The 16,435-nt window shown below is 69.6% G+C and carries 16 protein-coding genes and 1 pseudogene; 13 read left to right on the top strand and 4 right to left on the bottom strand.

Going from position 1 to position 16,435, the window contains the following annotated elements; genetic code table 11:
• Positions 1-287 (bottom strand): annotated as a pseudogene (locus AB0F10_RS36905) (hypothetical protein); the annotation flags it as partial.
• A gap of 23 nt (positions 288-310) precedes the next feature.
• Here AB0F10_RS36905 and AB0F10_RS36900 point away from each other — a divergent pair.
• Both AB0F10_RS36900 and AB0F10_RS36895 read left to right on the top strand, forming a co-directional pair.
• On the top strand, positions 311-490 hold the full coding sequence (locus AB0F10_RS36900) for a hypothetical protein (protein WP_360636265.1): 180 nt from the start codon (positions 311-313) through the stop codon (positions 488-490).
• 353 nt (positions 491-843) lie between these two features.
• Positions 844-2,136: a globin gene (locus AB0F10_RS36895; RefSeq protein WP_360636262.1), complete on the top strand. Its 1,293-nt coding sequence runs from the start codon at positions 844-846 to the stop codon at positions 2,134-2,136.
• Between the two features lie 2 nt (positions 2,137-2,138).
• Here the strand turns inward: AB0F10_RS36895 and AB0F10_RS36890 are convergent, their stop codons facing one another.
• Positions 2,139-3,440: a hypothetical protein gene (locus AB0F10_RS36890; RefSeq protein ID WP_360636271.1), complete on the bottom strand. Its 1,302-nt coding sequence runs from the start codon at positions 3,438-3,440 to the stop codon at positions 2,139-2,141.
• An 85-nt stretch (positions 3,441-3,525) separates the two neighbouring features.
• On the opposite strand from AB0F10_RS36890, the gene murD reads away from it, so the two are divergent.
• The 9 genes from murD to AB0F10_RS36845 all read left to right on the top strand — a co-directional run bounded on the left by murD (position 3,526) and on the right by AB0F10_RS36845 (position 13,467).
• On the top strand, positions 3,526-4,878 hold the full coding sequence (murD, locus tag AB0F10_RS36885) for a UDP-N-acetylmuramoyl-L-alanine--D-glutamate ligase (RefSeq protein ID WP_360636259.1): 1,353 nt from the start codon (positions 3,526-3,528) through the stop codon (positions 4,876-4,878).
• Positions 4,879-5,239: 361 nt separating this feature from the next.
• On the top strand, positions 5,240-6,214 hold the full coding sequence (locus AB0F10_RS36880) for a MurR/RpiR family transcriptional regulator (protein ID WP_360636256.1): 975 nt from the start codon (positions 5,240-5,242) through the stop codon (positions 6,212-6,214).
• A gap of 47 nt (positions 6,215-6,261) precedes the next feature.
• Positions 6,262-7,569 carry an extracellular solute-binding protein gene (locus AB0F10_RS36875; protein WP_360636253.1) on the top strand — a complete coding sequence of 436 codons (1,308 nt, stop codon included), beginning with the start codon at positions 6,262-6,264 and terminating at the stop codon, positions 7,567-7,569.
• Positions 7,570-7,646: 77 nt separating this feature from the next.
• Complete coding sequence (locus tag AB0F10_RS36870; protein ID WP_360636250.1) at positions 7,647-8,630, top strand: sugar ABC transporter permease; 984 nt, start codon at positions 7,647-7,649, stop codon at positions 8,628-8,630.
• Positions 8,630-9,529: a carbohydrate ABC transporter permease gene (locus tag AB0F10_RS36865; protein WP_360636247.1), complete on the top strand. Its 900-nt coding sequence runs from the start codon at positions 8,630-8,632 to the stop codon at positions 9,527-9,529. Before AB0F10_RS36870 ends, AB0F10_RS36865 begins: the two co-directional genes overlap by 1 nt.
• Before the next feature lie 33 nt (positions 9,530-9,562).
• A complete protein-coding gene (gene ngcE / locus AB0F10_RS36860; protein ID WP_360636242.1) occupies positions 9,563-10,996 on the top strand; it encodes an N-acetylglucosamine/diacetylchitobiose ABC transporter substrate-binding protein in 1,434 nt (477 codons plus the stop codon).
• A 48-nt stretch (positions 10,997-11,044) separates the two neighbouring features.
• Positions 11,045-11,956 carry a sugar ABC transporter permease gene (locus tag AB0F10_RS36855; protein ID WP_360636239.1) on the top strand — a complete coding sequence of 304 codons (912 nt, stop codon included), beginning with the start codon at positions 11,045-11,047 and terminating at the stop codon, positions 11,954-11,956.
• A 31-nt stretch (positions 11,957-11,987) separates the two neighbouring features.
• The gene (locus AB0F10_RS36850) at positions 11,988-12,911 is read left to right on the top strand and encodes a carbohydrate ABC transporter permease (protein ID WP_360636236.1); all 924 of its coding nucleotides are present in this window, start codon (positions 11,988-11,990) and stop codon (positions 12,909-12,911) included.
• 55 nt (positions 12,912-12,966) lie between these two features.
• A complete protein-coding gene (locus AB0F10_RS36845) occupies positions 12,967-13,467 on the top strand; it encodes a hypothetical protein (protein WP_360636233.1) in 501 nt (166 codons plus the stop codon).
• Here AB0F10_RS36845 and AB0F10_RS36840 read toward each other — a convergent pair.
• Both AB0F10_RS36840 and AB0F10_RS36835 read right to left on the bottom strand, forming a co-directional pair.
• Positions 13,457-13,648 carry a DUF397 domain-containing protein gene (locus AB0F10_RS36840; protein WP_360636268.1) on the bottom strand — a complete coding sequence of 64 codons (192 nt, stop codon included), beginning with the start codon at positions 13,646-13,648 and terminating at the stop codon, positions 13,457-13,459. The two genes, AB0F10_RS36845 and AB0F10_RS36840, sit on opposite strands and share 11 nt — an antisense overlap.
• An 8-nt stretch (positions 13,649-13,656) precedes the next feature.
• Positions 13,657-14,499 (bottom strand): helix-turn-helix transcriptional regulator, encoded by an 843-nt coding sequence (locus AB0F10_RS36835; protein WP_360636230.1) that lies wholly within the window; start codon positions 14,497-14,499, stop codon positions 13,657-13,659.
• Positions 14,500-14,886: 387 nt separating this feature from the next.
• Here AB0F10_RS36835 and AB0F10_RS36830 point away from each other — a divergent pair, with 387 nt between their 5' ends.
• Both AB0F10_RS36830 and AB0F10_RS36825 read left to right on the top strand, forming a co-directional pair.
• A complete protein-coding gene (locus tag AB0F10_RS36830; RefSeq protein ID WP_360636227.1) occupies positions 14,887-15,117 on the top strand; it encodes a hypothetical protein in 231 nt (76 codons plus the stop codon).
• A gap of 921 nt (positions 15,118-16,038) precedes the next feature.
• Positions 16,039-16,272 (top strand): hypothetical protein, encoded by a 234-nt coding sequence (locus AB0F10_RS36825; protein WP_360636224.1) that lies wholly within the window; start codon positions 16,039-16,041, stop codon positions 16,270-16,272.
• Positions 16,273-16,435 lie beyond the last annotated feature (163 nt).

The following is a 16,435-nucleotide window of genomic DNA, read 5'->3' as shown; positions in this document are numbered from 1 at the left end:
CACCCGGACCGGCCCGCGGGCTCCGCCGCCGCGGATCTCCCGGCCTCGCCGATCGAGCTGCCTGCCGAGCCGTCGCGGCCGGCGCTGCCGGCGGCACATCCGTTCCGCGAACTCTCCGCCGGCGAGGCGCCGCGGGCCGACCTCGAGCCGGTCGAGCCGGTGGAGACGGGGCTGGGCGCGAAGGCCGACCGGGCCGGGGAGTTCCGGGCCTCGATCGGCCCGGTTCCCGGCGGTCCCCGCACGACCCGCCCGGCGGGGCCGGCCGGGACTCCCGGTGGCGCGGGCACTACGAGCTCCCCGGGATCCGGCCGTGCGGGCGGATCTGGTGGTGCCGGCGGATCTGGTGGTGCGGGCGGATCTGGTGGTGCGGGCGGATCTGGTGGTGCGGGCGGATCTGGTGGTGCGGGCGGATCTGGCGGTGCGGGCGGATCTGGCGGTGCGGGCGGATCTGGCGGTGCGGGCACGCCGAGCGGGCCCGGTTCCGTTGTAGGTGTCCCCGCGCCCGGTGCCGACCCCTGCGAGCCCGGCGGCGCCGTGCCGCCCGCGACGGCCGGACCCGCGGGGCCACGCCAAGGCCCTAACCCGGCTTACCCGCCCGGCGGCGCCGTGCCGCCCGCGACGGCCGGACCGGTCGGGCCGCCCGGAGGCCCCAACCCGGCCTATCCTCCCGGCGGCCCTGTGCCGCCCGTGACGGCCGGACCGGTCGGGCCGCCCGGAGGCCCCAACCCGGCTTATCCGCCCGGCGGCGCCGTGCCGCCCGCGACGGCCGGACCGGCTAGGCCGCCGGGAGGCCCCAACCCGGCCCATCTCCCCGGCGGCGGAATCTGGGCCGGTGGCGTGCCGGTGTCCGGCACGGAGCCGGTAAGCCCGATTCCGGGGATCATCGGTGCCCGCCCGCCCGGCCATCACTGGGCCGGCGAACCGGTCCTGCCGGTGAGCCCGTTCGGCCAGGTGCGGATGCCGGGGGTCGCTCCGGTCGGGGTGCGCCCCGAGCCGCCCGCCGACGGCATGAACCCGGCCGACGACGTCGCGCTGCACCAGATTCAGCGGCTGCTCGGCGACAGCCTGTCGCTCGCCGGCGGCCCCGGGGACGTCGCCGTGCGGCTGCGGGCCGCGCTCGTGCAGGCCCAGCCCGCGCTGTTCGCGAGGCTGCCCGGCGGGGCCGGCTGGCAGGTCGAGCAGCTTGCCCAGGCGCTGACCTGGCTGGTGCAGAACCTCGATCAGCCGCCGCAACTGGTCGCCGCGTGCGGCCGGCTCGGTGCGGTGCTCGCCGAGTGCGGGGTGCTGCCGCAGCAGCTGCAGCTCGCCGGCGCCGCGCTCGCCGAGGCGATGCGGGCCGGCCTGGGCGCGAACGGCTGGCGGCAGGACTTCGACGAGGCCTGGCGATCCACCTGGGACCACGCGTACGAGTGGATCGCGCACGCGATGGCGTCGGGCGCGTACCGGCCGGTCGCGTGGACCGCCGTGGTCGTCGGGCATGAGCGCCGGCGCGACGATCTCGCGGTGCTGCGGCTGCGGCCGTACCTGCCGATGCCGTACCGGCCCGGGCAGTTCGCCCGCATCGAGGTTTCCGAGCTGCCCGGGGTCTGGCGGCCGTACTCGCTGTGCGGGGATCCGCGCCGCGACAACATCGTCGAGCTGCATGTGCGGGCGAAGGGCGAGGCCGGGGTCAGCGGCGCGCTGGTCTACCGCACCCAGGTCGGCGACACCGTCCGGCTCGGCCCGGCCGAGGGCGACATGGGCCTGCCCGGGTCGGGCCGCGACCTGCTGATGATCGCCGGTGACACCGGGATCGCGCCGCTGAAGGCGCTGCTCAGCGAGCTCGCCGCGACCGGTGACCGGCGCTCGGCGGTGCTCTTCTGGGGCGCCCGCAACCTGGCCGAGCTGTACGACATCGAGGACGTAGCGGCGATCGCCGGGGCCTGCCGCCGGGCGACGGTGGTCCCGGTGATCTCCGAGGGCGACGCCGACCAGTACGCCTCCGGCCTGGTCACCGACGCGGTCGCCGAGTACGGGGAGTGGTCGGAGCACGAGGTCTACCTGGCCGGGCCGCCGTCGATGCTGGCCGCGACCAGCGCGGCGCTGCGGGGCCTCGGCGTCGCGCCGGACCGCATCCACCACGACTTCCCCGAGTAGCGCTAGTCCAGCGCGGCGGCCAGGACCTTCGCGTACGTCGCCGGCACGAAGGTCCGGCCGCTGGGCGTCAGCACCTCGTCGCGCGACGCCGCGGCCCACGCCTCGGCCGGGACGGCCGCGCGCAGCGCCACGATCACCGGCGCGCCGGCCCACTGCGGGTCGTCGCCGAGCATCGTCAGCGCGACCAGTGACTCCTCGACCTCGCCGACGCACTCGAACGGCTTGTGCGCGTCGATGCCGAGCAGTTCCAGGTAGCCCGGCACCTGCGCGGGGTCCGCGAACAGGTCGCGGCCGAAGATGTGGGTGAGCCGCTCGCGCGGCATCGACGGCGCCATCGCCAGCGCGACGAAGCGGCACTTGGGGCAGTCGCCGCACCAGCGTGCCGTCGGGTCGTGCAGCTTGAACGCCTTGTTGCAGCTGGTCACCACGTCGTCGTAGCTGGTGTGCCGGGCGAACAGCTGGGCGATGTGCAGCTCCGACAGCGACCGCAGCAGCGAGAAGTAGGGCTCGGTCAGCCCGGTGTGCGCCGTGACCGCGGCCCGCAGCAGCCCCTCGGCGGCGAGGCCCTTGGACCACTGGTGGTTGATCTCGTGACCGTTCCAGATCAGGTTCGGGTCGGAGGCCGAGCGCTCGTTCGACATCACCACCGGGCCCAGCCCGTGCAGCGCCGCGGTGCCGATCGCGATCAGCGAGTTGATCGCGGTGACCGGGATGTGCCCGTTCAGCGCGCCGGCCTTGTTGAGCTCGAACAGGCGGGGGTCGAGCCGGCGGCGGGCGGCGAGCGCGGTCAGCCCGGAGGCGGCGTTGACGTTGACGATCACCGGGTTGGGGTTGACCGAGAACGGCACCGGGTCGAGCCCGGCGGCGCGCAGGATCTCGAGCGTGACGATCGAGTCCTTTCCGCCACCGACGGCCGAAAGCGGGCGGCCGAGCGCGTTGTCCACCGCCGGGGCGGCGGCCGAGACGCCGGGGACCAGCACCGACAGGCCGAGGACGTGCGGCAGCCGGTTGACGTAGGCGTACTCGCCGAGGCCCTCGGTGTATACGGCCGTGAACAGCGCGGCGGCCTCGGCCGGGACCGCGGACGGCGCCTCGATGCGCGCGGGGGCGCCGACCTTGTAGTAGCTCACCCCCGCCACGACGTGCAGCAGGTCGAGCACCCGCAGGAAGTGCTCCGGCGGCGGGCCGGCGGCCACCGGGAAGGTGATCGTCTCGGTGAACTCCAGCGGCGTCGGGCCGTCGAGCAGGTAGTCGAACTCCGCGACTCCCGTCGCCGGATCGAACCTGTATGCGGGGAACCGCATGACCTCGAACTGCTCGTGCACCCGGAAGCTCCCGTCGTCGGACCAGCGAGCCATACTAGTGCGACGCGACCGAGGGAGACGAAAAGTGCGCCTGACCGACCTGCGCGGACGTTCCGTGGCCGTCTGGGGTACCGGGCGCGAGGGCCGCGCCGCTGTCGTGGCCGTCGCCGCGCACGGCCCGTCGCGCCTGATCGCGGTGGACGACAGCGCGAACTTCCTCTCCGTGCCCTGGGAGGGCGAGCTGGCCGCGCTGGCGCCGCTGGCCGGTGGTGATCATGCGTTCGCCGCGCTGGTCGCCGCCGACGTGGTGGTGCGCTCCCCGGGGGTGCCGCAGACCCACCCGTGGATGGCCGAGCTGCGTTCCCGCGGGGTCACCGTGACCGGCGGCAGCGCGCTCTGGATGGCCGACCACGCCGGCCGGACGGTCGGTGTCACCGGCAGCAAGGGCAAGAGCACCACGGCGAGCATGATCAGCCACCTGCTGGCGGCGGCCGGCCGGCCGAACGTCTTCGGCGGCAACATCGGCGTGCCGCTGCTCGACCTGCCGCCGGCGCAGCAGTACGTGCTCGAGCTGTCCAGCTATCAGTGCAGCGACCTGACCGACTCGCCGCGGGTCGCGGTGGTCACCTCGCTGTTCCCGGAGCACCTGGACGCGCACGGCGGCGAGCGGGAGTACTACCGAGACAAGCTCAACCTGCTCGCGCACGGCCCCGAGCTGATCGTCATCAACGGCGCGGACGAGCGGCTGGTGACCGAGACGCTGCGGGCCCGCGACGCCAACGGCTTCGCGGCGGTGCCGGCGGCCAGCGGCGACTCCCGCTTCCGGATCGACGACGACGATCTCGTCTACTGCAGCGACGAGGCGCTCTTCCCGCGTACGGCGCTGCGGCTGCGGGGGCGGCACAACGGGCGCAACCTGTGCGTGGCGCTGGCCGTGCTGGACGGAATGGGCATCGACGTGGCCGGCCTCAAGGACGAGCTGCGCCAGGCGGTGGAGTCGTTCGAGGGGCTGCCGCACCGGCTCGCGGAGATCGAGGACCCGTCGGGGCTGACGTTCGTCGACGACACCCTCTCCACGAGCCCCTACGCGGCGATGCACGCCGTCGACGCGTACGAGGGAAGGCCGTTGACCCTGCTCGTCGGCGGCACCGACCGCGGCCTGGACTATGCGCCGCTGCGGGAGCATCTGCGGGGCCTCGAGATCATCGTGATCGGCCTGCCGGACAGCGGGCCGCGGATCCTGCGGGAGCTGGCCGGGCTGCCCGGCGTGCGCACCGAGGAGGCCGAGGATCTGCCGTCCGCGGTGCGGCTGGCGCGCAAGCTCACGCCGCCCGGCGGGGTGGTGCTGCTGTCCCCGGCGGCACCGAGTTACGGGCGGTTCCGCAACTTCGAGCACCGCTCCGAGGTCTTCGCCCAGGCGGTCCGCGAAAGCTCTTAACCGGTTCTGGGCAGAATTATTGCCAAGGCCGTGCCCGTTTTTCGAAGCGCCCTCGCCGCCGGCGGGGGCGCTTCGCGTTGACCGCCACGTCCTTCGAACGGATGATCGTTGATCAACCGATCGCTGGCGCCCAGTGGCCGAAAGGTCGAGGGATAAATCGGTTTTAACCCTCTCATGTGATGGCTGTCACGCCGTAACGGCCATATGCGGATCGACGCGGGTCAACCGGCGAGCGGGGGCACGCATTCATGGGCGTGCCCTTGGTAACGGTTTGAAAACTTCGCCCACGGTCTTGACACGAGGGGTCAGAAAGTAAGAACTTTTACCGCGACAGTAAACACTCCTTATGAAGGGACGGCCCATGGTCGAGCCAGACGCAGACGGCGCCGCATCGACCGCGGTCGTCGACTCGCTGGCGCGCGATCAGGTCCAGCACATCGTGATGAGCAACAACTCCGACGGAGTGCTGGTACGGGTACGCACCCTGCTACCGGAGTTCACCGGCGCCCTGCAGCGCGTCGCCGAGCAGGTGCTCACCGACCCGGCCGCCGCCTCCCGGGCAACCATCGTCGAGCTCGCCGAGCGCAGCGGCACCTCGCCGGCCACCGTGACCCGGTTCTGCCGGGCGCTCGGCTTCGACGGCTACGCGGATCTGCGCCTCGGCATCGCGGCGGAGACCGGCCGGGCCCGCGCGTCCGGCTGGACCGTCGACATCGGCCGCGAGATCCAGCCCAGCGACCCGCTCGAGCGCGTCCTCGGCCAGATCATGGCCGCCGACACCCGGGCCATGCACGACACGGCCTCGCTGCTCGACCTCGCCGAGGTGGAGCGGGCCGCCGTGGCCATCGCCGTCGCGCCGCGGGTCAACATCTTCGGCGCCAGCGGCAGCGCGCTGGTCGGCGAGGAGATGCAGTTCAGCCTGCACCGCATCGGCGTCGCGGCCTGGGCCTGGACCGACGTGCACAACGGCCTGGCCAGCGCCGCGCTCTCGCGCTCCGGCGACGTCGCCCTCGGCATCTCGCACAGCGGCGAGACCGGCGAGACGATCGAGCTGCTCGCCGAGGCCAGCAGCCGCGGCGCCACCACCATCGCACTCACCAGCTTCCCGCGCTCGCCGCTGGCCGAGCTCGCGGACATCGTGCTGCTCACCGCCACCCAGGCGACGACCTTCCGGCCGGACGCGCTCTCCGCGCGCCACCCGCAACTGGTCGTCCTCGATCTGCTTTATGTCGCCGTCGCCCAGCGGACCCACGAACGTTCGCACGCGGCCTTCCAGCGCACCGCCCAAGCCGTCCACGGCCACAAAGCCGTCAAGGACGGTAGCTCCGCTCCGTGAAAACGAAATCCCCCATCGCATCTTCATATTTGTCCAGGAGGAATAGCGTGAAGCGCAGAATCGCGGTTGCCGCGGCGCTCGCCGCGACGCTCGTCGGTGCCGCCGCGTGCGGCTCGAGCAGCGACAGCAGCGACACCCCCAACGCCAACGCATCGGTCAACGGCGCCGGCAAGACCATCAAGGTCTGGCTGATGGTGGACGCCCAGTCCGGGTGGCCCGAGGTCGTCAAGCAGGCCAACGAGCGGTTCACCGCGGCCACCGGCGCCCAGGTGCAGGTCGACTACCAGCAGTGGACCGACCACCTGGCCAAGCTCGACACCACCCTGGCCGGCAGCGACGTCCCCGACGTGGTCGAGCTGGGCAACACCGAGATGCCGAAGTACGTCTTCAACGGAGCCTTCGCGCCGCTGGACAAGCCGCAGTTCGAGAACTCGGCCCAGTGGCTGACCGGCCTCTCCGCGCCGTGTGAGCTCGACGGCAAGACCTACTGCGTGCCGTACTACGCCGGCGCTCGGGTCCTGCTCTACCGCACGGACCTCTACACCAAGGCCGGCCTGACCCCGCCGAAGACCTACGACGAGCTGATCAACGCCGCCAAGGTCCTCAAGGAGAAGAACGGCGCCGACAAGCAGTTCTCCGCCTTCTACATGCCGGGCAAGTACTGGTACGCCGCGATGGCGTGGGTGCATGGCAACGGCGGCGACATCGCCAAGAAGGACGGCGACAAGTGGGTCGGCACGCTCTCCGAGCCGGCCGCACAGCAGGGCCTCACCAAGTGGGCCGAGCTGGCCAAGACCTACTCCAGCGGTGACCCGACCAAGGACGAGAGCGACCAGGACGCGGTCTACGCGCAGGGCAAGTCCGGCATGATCTACGGCAACGGCTGGGAGCTCGGCGCGGTGCAGGAGCAGCCGAAGGACCCCAACGACCCCGCCTCGGCGAAGGTCAAGACGAAGGTCAACGGCAAGGTCGCGACCGCGCCGCTGCCCGGCATCCCGTCCTTCCTCGGCGGTTCGGACGTCGCCGTCACGGCGAAGAGCCCGAACGCCGACCTGGCCGCCAAGTGGGCCCAGATCTTCACCGACACCAAGTCCCAGGAGGGCCTGATCGCCAAGGGTGTCCTGCCCAACGCGACCACCCTGCTGGACAAGGCCGCGGCCGTTAAGGGCAACGAGGCGACCGCGCAGGCCGCCAAGGAGACCTGGTTCGTCCCGATGGCGCCGAAGTGGTCGGACGTCGAGTCGGCGAACGTGCTGCAGAACATGCTGGCGAGCATCGCCACCGGTAAGGCAACGGTGCCCGACGCCGCCAAGGAAGCCGACGCGAAGATCAACGAGATCCTCAACGCCAGCTGACGAGATCGTGCCGCCCGCCCCCGGGCGGGCGGCACGACCCGGCACCTCACTGACCACGTAAGAGAGGTAAGGGACCGATGACCGTCGTCGACTCCCCGTCCGCCCCGGTGCAGCAGCCGGCGGCGCCGGACCCGGCGGATGGGCGCGCCAAGGGCAGGCGTCGTTCGGCAACGAGAGCCGGGTTCGCGCCCCTCGCGCTCACCCTGCCCGCCCTGTTGCTGCTCGCCGGACTGCTGGGCTACCCACTGGTCCGGATGGTCATCCTGTCGTTCCAGAGCCTCGGGCTGCGCCAGCTGTTCGGCAACCTGCCGCCGGAGAACATCGGCCTCGCCAACTACGTCAAGATCTTCACGAACCAGACCTTCTACGAGGTCGTCGCCCGCACGGTCGCGTTCACCGTGGCGTCGGTGCTGATCACGGTGATCCTCGGGCTCGCCGTCGCGCTGCTGATGCGCCGGGTCGCGCCGAGCGTGCGGATCGCCATGATCGTCGCGATGATGTTCGTCTGGGCCATGCCGCAGCTGGTCGCCACGCAGACCTTCCGCTGGCTCGTCGACTCCGACTTCGGCGTCCTGAACTACCTGATCGACCTGCTGCCCGGCGTCGACTTCGCCAACCACAGCTGGTTCGCCGACCCGATACAGGGCTGGATCGTGATCACCGCGATCGTGGTCTGGGCCGGCATCCCCTTCATCGCGATCACCCTCAACGCCGGCCTCACCCAGGTGCCCAAGGAGCTGCTCGAGGCGGCCACCGTCGACGGTGCCTCCGCCTGGCAGACGCTGCGCTCGATCACGATCCCGATCCTCAAGCCGCTGCTGATCATCGTCACGACGCTCTCGGTGATCTGGAACTTCGGCCTCTTCACCCAGGTCTACGTCGTGCGCAACGGCCGGCCCGAGGAGGAGTACCAGGTGCTCGCGACCTGGGCCTACAGCACGGCGTTCAAGAACAACAACTACGGTCTGGGCTCGGCCGCCGCGGTCGTCACGGTGCTCATGCTGCTCGGCGTGATGGCGTTCTACATGCGCCAGATGTTCAAGATCGGAGACGTGGACTGATGGTCGCCACCGCACCGCAGACCGCCGTACGCAAGCGGCGCCGCAAGTCCCGCGAGTCGGACACGCCGACCGTCGGCCGCAGCGCGGCCGGCACGATCGCCGCGAACACGCTCGGGGTGCTCTTCGCGATCGTGATGTTCTTCCCGGTCTACTGGGTCGTCAACACCGCGTTCAAGCCGGCGCCGGAGATCCTCCAGTTCGATCCCACGTTCTTCCCGCACACGTTCACGCTGGACAACTTCAAGTCGGCCTTCAACGCCCCGCACTTCCAGGGGAACCTGGTCAACGGCGTGATCATCACGTGCAGCGCGGTCGTCGGCGCGCTGCTCGTCGGCTTCCTCGCGGCGCTGGCCATCGCCCGGTTCCGGTTCTACGGCCGTAAGGCGATCATCCTCGTCGTCCTGTCGGTACAGATGGTGCCGTTCGTCGCGATCCTGATTCCGCTCTTCCTGATGCTGCAGAAGGCGGATCTCACCAACAGCCTGCTGGGCATCGCGCTGGTCTACGTCGTGCTGATCCTGCCGTACACGGTCTGGACGCTGCGCGGCTTCATCAGCGCGATCCCGCGCGAGCTGGACGAGGCCGCCGCGATCGACGGCGCCAGCCGCTTCCAGATCTTCTGGAAGATCATCCTGCCGCTTACCGGCCCCGGCCTGGTCGCGACCTCGGTGTACGGCTTCATCCAGGCCTGGAACGAATTCATCATCATCAACACACTGAACGACCAGGCGCACCAGAACCTGATGGCCTGGCTGTTGCAGAACCAGACGAGCCGTGGCACCTTCTGGGGCCCGCTCATGGCTGGGTCGATCTTGACCGCCCTCCCGGTGGTCATCTTCTTCTTGATCATCCAGCGCAACATCGCAACGGGCCTGACGGCTGGCGCCGTAAAGGGCTGACTAGCACCGCATCAACACCCAGAGGAGAAGTGAATGTCCGAGATTTTTAAGCCTGAGGTCGACCGCCGCACGCTGCTGCGCCGGGCCGCCGCCGTCGGCCTGCTCGCCACCCCCGCCGTCACGATGCTGAGCGCCTGCGTCGGCGGCGGCGACGACAAGGACGACAACGCCGAGAAGCCGGCCGGCACGGTGTCCGCGACCAACCCGCTGGGCATCAAGGAGGATGAGCCGCTGGAGATCGTGATCTTCAACGGCGGCCTCGGCACCAAGTACGCGACCGACGTGCACATCCCGTCCTACAACAAGCTGTTCCCGAAATCCAAGGTCGCGTTCAGCCAGGCCGAGGAGATCGCGACGGTCGTGCAGCCGCGGTTCACCGCGGGCAACCCCCCGGACATGGTCAACAACTCCGGCTCGAAGCTGATGGACCAGGGCGCCCTCGTCCAGGCCGGCCAGGTCCAGGACCTGACCGACCTGTTCGCGGCCCCGTCGCTGGACATCGCCGGCAAGACCGTCAAGGACACCCTGATCCCCGGCACGGTCGAGCAGGGCACGTTCAAGGACAAGCCGTACGTCCTGAACTACGCCTTCACCGTCTTCGGTCTCTGGTACTCGGGCAAGCTGTTCAAGGACAACGGCTGGACCGCGCCGACGACCTGGGCGGACTTCACCGCGCTGCTCGAGAAGATGAAGGGCAAGGGCATCACGCCCTTCGGCTACGCCGGTGCGAACGCGCCGTACTACATGTACACGGTGCTCCTCACCAGCGCCGCCAAGATCGGTGGCGCCGACATCCTGAAGAACATCGACAACCTCGAGGACGGTGCCTGGACGAACGACGCCGTCAAGCAGGCCGCCACCGCGTGGGCCGAGGTCGGCGCCAAGTACTCCAACAAGGCGTTCCTCGGACTCAAGCACACCGAGGTTCAGCTCCAGCACAACCAGTACAAGGTCGGCCTCTACCCGTCCGGATCCTGGCTCGAGAACGAGCAGGCCAAGGACACCCCGGCCGGCTTCGACTACCAGCTCATGCCGATCCCGAGCGTCACCGCCGCCGACAAGCTGCCCGTCACCGCGCTCTACGCCGCGGCCGGCGAGCAGTACTTCGTCGCCAGCAAGGGCAAGAACCCGCGGGGCGGCATGGAGTACCTGCGTCACATGCTGTCGAAGGCCGGCGCCATCGGCTTCACGCAGCTCACCAAGACGCTGACCGTCGTCGCGGGCGCCACCGACGGCATGGAGATCAGCCCCGGCCTCACCTCGGGCAACAAGGCCCTCGGTGCGGCTGGCGCGGACACCTTCAGCTTCCGCTTCGACACCTGGTACAAGAAGCTGGACGACGAGCTTCGCGCCGCCACGAACGAGCTGTTCTACCAGGGTGGCACCGCCGACAAGTTCGTCACGCGGATGCAGAAGGCCGCCGACGCGATCAAGGCGGACTCCTCGATCGAGAAGTTCTCCCGCTGATCCACCGCTGAAAGACGTATCCGCAATCACGAACGGAGCAAGAGAACCATGAAGCACGGCAGGTACCCGTTCATCATTGGCTTCCTGATCGTGCCGGTGGCCATCTATGCGACGTTCGTGATTGCGGCGTACGTCCAGGCGTTCCAGCTGTCGTTCACCAACTGGCGGGGTTTCTCGCCGGACGTCAGCTACATCGGCTTCGACAACTTCGTGAAGCTGTTCCACGACGACACCTTCTGGAAGGCGATCCGGCACCACGTCCTGCTGCTGGTCTTCCTCCCGCTGATCACGATCATCCTGGCGCTCTTCTTCGCGTTCCTGCTCAACGTGGGCGGCGGGTCCAAGGGCGGCCGTACCCGCGGGGTCTGGGGCTCGAAGTTCTACCGGGTGATCTTCTTCTTCCCGCAGCTGCTGGCCCTGGCCCTGGTGGCGGTCATCTTCTCCCGGGTCTACGCGCCCGACGACAGTGGCCTGATCAACGGCATGCTGAACCAGCTGGGCACCGGCCCGGTGCTGTTCCTGGCGGACAAGCACCTGGCGCTGTGGTCGATCCTGGCGGTGCTCATCTGGCAGGCCGTCGGCTTCTACGTGGTGCTCTTCTCCGCGGGCATGGGCTCCATCCCGACCGAGATCTACGAGGCCGCGGCGCTCGACGGCGCCACCCGCGGCACGCTGTTCTTCAAGGTGACGCTGCCGCTGCTGTGGAACACCATGCAGGTCGCCTGGGTCTACCTCGGCATCGCCGCCTTCGACGCGTTCGCCCTCGTCAGCATCATGTCGGTGGACAGCGGCGGCCCGGACGGCGCGACCACGGTGCTCGGCCTCGAGATCTACCGCAACGCCTTCAACTACGCGCAGTTCGGCTACGCCTCGGCCATGGGCGTCGTGCTGTTCTTCCTCACCATCACGTTCGCGGCGCTGACCCTGCGGGTCACCCGGCGCGACGCGATCGAGCTGTGAGCCGGACCGGGAGCCTACGATGACAAACCTGATGAGTTCCGACAGCACGGTCACCCCGCAGGGCAAGGCGTCGCGCGCCGGCTCGCGCCACACCACGGAAGCGGGCCGCGAGAAGCGCGAGATCAAGCTGTTCAGCGGCTTCGCCCATGTCGCCCTGGCGATCTGGGGCATCATGGTCATCGCGCCGCTGATCTGGGTGATCCTCGCGTCGTTCAAGAGCAACACCGAGATCTTCACGCACGCGCCGTTCAGCCTGCCCAGCCAGCTCTCCTTCGAGAGCTACAAGACGGCGTGGAGCGAGGCGAACGTCGGGCGCTACTTCCTCAACAGCGTCTTCGTGGTGGCGATCAGCACCGCCGGCACGATGCTGTTCGGCTCGATGGCCGCCTACGTGCTGGCCCGGTACCGGTTCTTCGGCAACCGCTTCATCTACTACCTGTTCGTCTCGGGCCTGGCCTTCCCGGTCTTCCTGGCCCTGGTGCCGCTGTTCCTGATCCTGCAGAACCTCGGCCTGCTGAACACCTACACCGGCCTGATCCTGGTCTACATCGCCTACTCGCTGCCGTTCACGGTCTTCTTCATGACGGCGTTCTTCAAGACGCTGCCGAACCAGATCGCCGAGGCCGCGATCGTCGACGGCGCCTCGCACACCCGGCTGTTCTTCCAGGTGATGCTGCCGATGGCCAAGTCCGGCCTGGTCAGCATCACGATCTTCAACATCGTCGGCCAGTGGAACCAGTACCTGCTGCCGATCGCGATCATGCAGGGCGCGGGAGCCGAGAAGAAGTGGGTGCTCACCCAGGGCATCGCGAACATCTCGGTCTCGGCGGGCTATCAGGCCAACTGGGCCGCGCTTTTCGCGGCCCTCACCCTCTCCATCCTGCCGATGATCATCGTGTACGCGTTCTTCCAGCGGCAGATCCAGTCCGGCCTCACCGCGGGCGCGACCAAGTAGTCCGCGGCACGGAGTTCGGGCGGCGCCCTTCCAGGGGGGATGGCGCCGCCCGACCGTGACTGCCGGCGAGTTCTGTGCCACCGACGTCCACCGGTTGCCGCGATCCCTGGTCAGGGTGGTTCGCGCCCCGGCCGAGGACCCGCGGCTGCTGATGTGGGTGGGGCGTCCCGGGGTGCGCCTCCTGAGTTTCGACGAACACCGGCAGGTCGACCGGGCGAGCCTTCAACGATTTCCGCAGGAGCGCGACGCCTCCGTCGCATGGGCGTCGGTGCCCCGGGACCTGGTGATCCGCACCGAACGGTGCGGCGGGCGCGCGATCGAGGATTACCTGCGCGACGACGGTGACGTGATCATCACCTGGGGCAGCCTCTCGCTTCCGAGCGTGCTGCTGAGCGCGTCCGAGACGTCCGACCGGGTGGAGGCCATCCTGGCGACGGCCGCGCTGCTGTGGCTGTATCGCCCGGATCAACGCCTTGTCCTCGAGCGGAACCACGTCGAGGACACGGTGACGATCGCGCGGATCCCCGGCGCCGCCCCGCCGCCGATCAGCGGCTGAACTCGCCCCGTCGTGCGCCGTCGAGAAAGGCGGTCCACCCGCCGGCGGTGAAGGTGAGCACCGGGCCGGTCCTGTCCTTGCTGTCCCGCACCTGCACGGTTCCGTCCGGACGGTGACGGGCCTCGACGCACTGGCCGTTACCGCCGCTGCGCGTGCTCTTACGCCAGTTTTGGTCGAGCATCATGACTCCTATGGCTGGTGCTCCGCGTCGCGGATCTTCCTGATCATCGCAGTTGAGGCAGTTGGCGACAACGCGGAAGAGCGCAGGTCGTTGAACACTGTGGTACATCGCTGCACGTCGTCGCCCTCGGCGTAGAGGTCCCCGGTGAGCCCCTCGATGTAAACCACTCCTGGGATGTCCGGAAAGATGAGGATGGCGAAGCTTGACAGCATCGAGGCGTACGCGCCCTCCCGGAACGGAATCACCTGCAGCGTGACGTTTCGCAGCTCGGCGGCCTCGAGCATGGCCGAAAGCTGCTCGTACATGACGTCCGCGCCCCCGATCTGGCGGTGCAGGACCGCCTCGTCCATGACGGCGACGAAGCGCAGCCGGCCGCTGGTGATCAGCTTCTGGCGCTCCATGCGTACGGCGACGCGCTGGGCGATGGCGTCCGGCGTCGGCTGCGAGGCCTCCCGGCTGGTGATCGCGTGCGCGTACGCCTCGGTCTGCAGCAGGCCGGGCACGACGATGGTCTCGAAGTTCTGCATCTCGTCGGCCGCCGACTCCAGGCCGATGTACTGGCGGTACACCTGCGGCAGGTCGCTGTACTTCGCCCACCATCCGCGCTGCTTGCCCTCGCGCGCCATCGTCAGCAGGGTCTCGCGCAGCTCCGGCTCGGTGACCCCGTACTCACCGAGCAGCGCGCCGAGGGCCGGACCCTTGATGCCCACCCGGCCGGATTCGATCCGGCGCAGGGTGCTGGGCGAGACCTCGATGACCGCGGCGGCGCGCTCGGCCGTCAGCTTGGCTTCGTCTCGCAGCCGGCGGAGCTGGGCGCCGAGCTGGAACCTCACGAACGTCGGACTGTCCACGCAGGCATTCTGCACTACCCGGTCACCTTGATCGCCGGCTTGTGGTGACCGTTTGTGAGAGCGAAATGCCTCACTGTCATTGACCAGATCAAATTGCGTGCGCAAAATGACTGCACGGCTAGCGGGCGGCGGAGGGACCTGGATCCCTCCACGGAAGGGGCAATGTGCGGCACAGCTCGAGGCGGAAGATGCCTTCCACCCGCCCGGATCCGGCGCATCCCCTATGGACGAACCGGGTGGCGGCCCGCGGCGCCTCCGCGCTCCCCGAGGTGCCCGCCGGGCCGGGCCGCGCGATGGGCACCCGTCGATTAGGCCGGGGGGATGCCACCGGACCACCCGCGGCAGGGCCGGCCTCGACGGCGAACCGCGCACCCGTGGGCCGGCTCGGTGAGTGAGATCGGGGATGCGGGGGACCATGCCGCCGAGCGGCCGTCCTGGGACTGCCGGTCCTGCGGCAACCCTTGGCCCTGCGATCCGGCGCGCGAGCGCCTGGCGGGGGAGATGGATCGGGTGCAGCTTGCCATCCTCATGTGGGCCAACATGGACGAGGCGATACCCGACCTGCCCCAGGGCCCGCCGTCGGAGCTGTTCGACCGCTTCATCGGCTGGACGCACTAGCTTCTGTCCCAGCGGATCATGATCGATAGAGAGCCAAACGGCCCTGTCGTCAAAGTCAACCTTGCACCCGGGCCGGCACGCCTCATGGCGACCGTGCGAAGCGCAGGCCAAGGCGACAACGCCTGACTGCGTGGCGGGCGCTCGCTGGCGGCCGATGTGAGTGCATATTTCGCGTCGTCAAAAATTGGTCTCCGATATCTGCATTCCGGAGACGCACGATCGCGGCGAACCATCCGCGCCGCACATTTCACCCACGCTGCAGCGACCCGGTTAACTCCTCGCGAGGCGACCCGGTTAACGCCTCGCGAGGCGGTCTGTTTAGTCCCTCGCGAGGCGACCCGTTTCACCCATCGCGGGCTGGCCCGTTTCACCCATCGCGCAGGTATCGAATATCGGTATGACGGGAGATGGGTTCTGTTGGGCTTTGAGCTGGCGTTCGCACGGTGATCGTCGCGGACCCGGGCTTGCCGGAAATGGCCGAGTGTCACCGTGCCCACTGTCTCGCAGTGGCCACCTTCATTCAGGGAGTACCCGCCGGGACCCGATCGCGGCCGAGGTGACGCCGGAAGCCTCACCGGTGGGGTGGCTGGGGTGGCTGGGGAGGGTGTCGGTCGTGCTGGCGGCGGGGTGGCTGGGGAGGGTGTCGGTCGCGCCCGTCGGGTCGTTGCTGGCTGACTCTCTGCCCCGGCGGGTCCGTCGTGAGCTGGTGGTGGCACGCACTGCGGCGGCATCGCGATGGTCGGTGTTGTCGGTGCGTGTGATGTCGTCCAGGGCTGCTGAGGTGATGTCGGGGGTGGCGGTGTCTGCGGGGAGGGGTGTTCTGCCGGTGGTGGTGGGCGGCTGGTGATTGGGTTGATCGGGGTTGTCGGATCGGTGCCGGGATCGGTGCCGTCGGGTGCTGTGGCGGCTGGTTCGGCTGCGGTGCGAGACCAGGCCGCGGAGTGGAAGGGCTTCGTGGTGCAGAGGCCGACGCCGGTGGGGTGGCCGTTGGCGGTGCGGCGGGCCTTCGGGGTGCTGCGGGTGGGGTGGGTATTTGTGTTGCTGGGCGCGGCGCGGGTGGGGTGGCCGCTGGCGGTGCGGCAGGCCTTCGTCGTGCAGAGGGTGCTGCGGGTGGGGTGGGGATTCGTGGTGCGGGGCGCGGCACGGGCGGGGTGACCGCTCGCGGCCCGGCAGACACGCGTGGTGCGGCGGATGACGTGGGTGGAGTGGCCGCTGGCGGTGCGGCGGGCATTTGTGGTGCTGGGCGCGGCGCGGGTGGGGTGGCCGCTCGTGGCGCGGCGGGCATTCGTGCTGCGGACGGCGGCGCGGGTGGGGTGGG

The organism is Actinoplanes sp. NPDC026623 (genome assembly GCF_040638275.1).
Taxonomy (GTDB): domain Bacteria; phylum Actinomycetota; class Actinomycetes; order Mycobacteriales; family Micromonosporaceae; genus Actinoplanes.
Note: the sequence above shows the minus strand (reverse complement) of the source record. Positions and strands in the feature narration are given on the sequence as shown.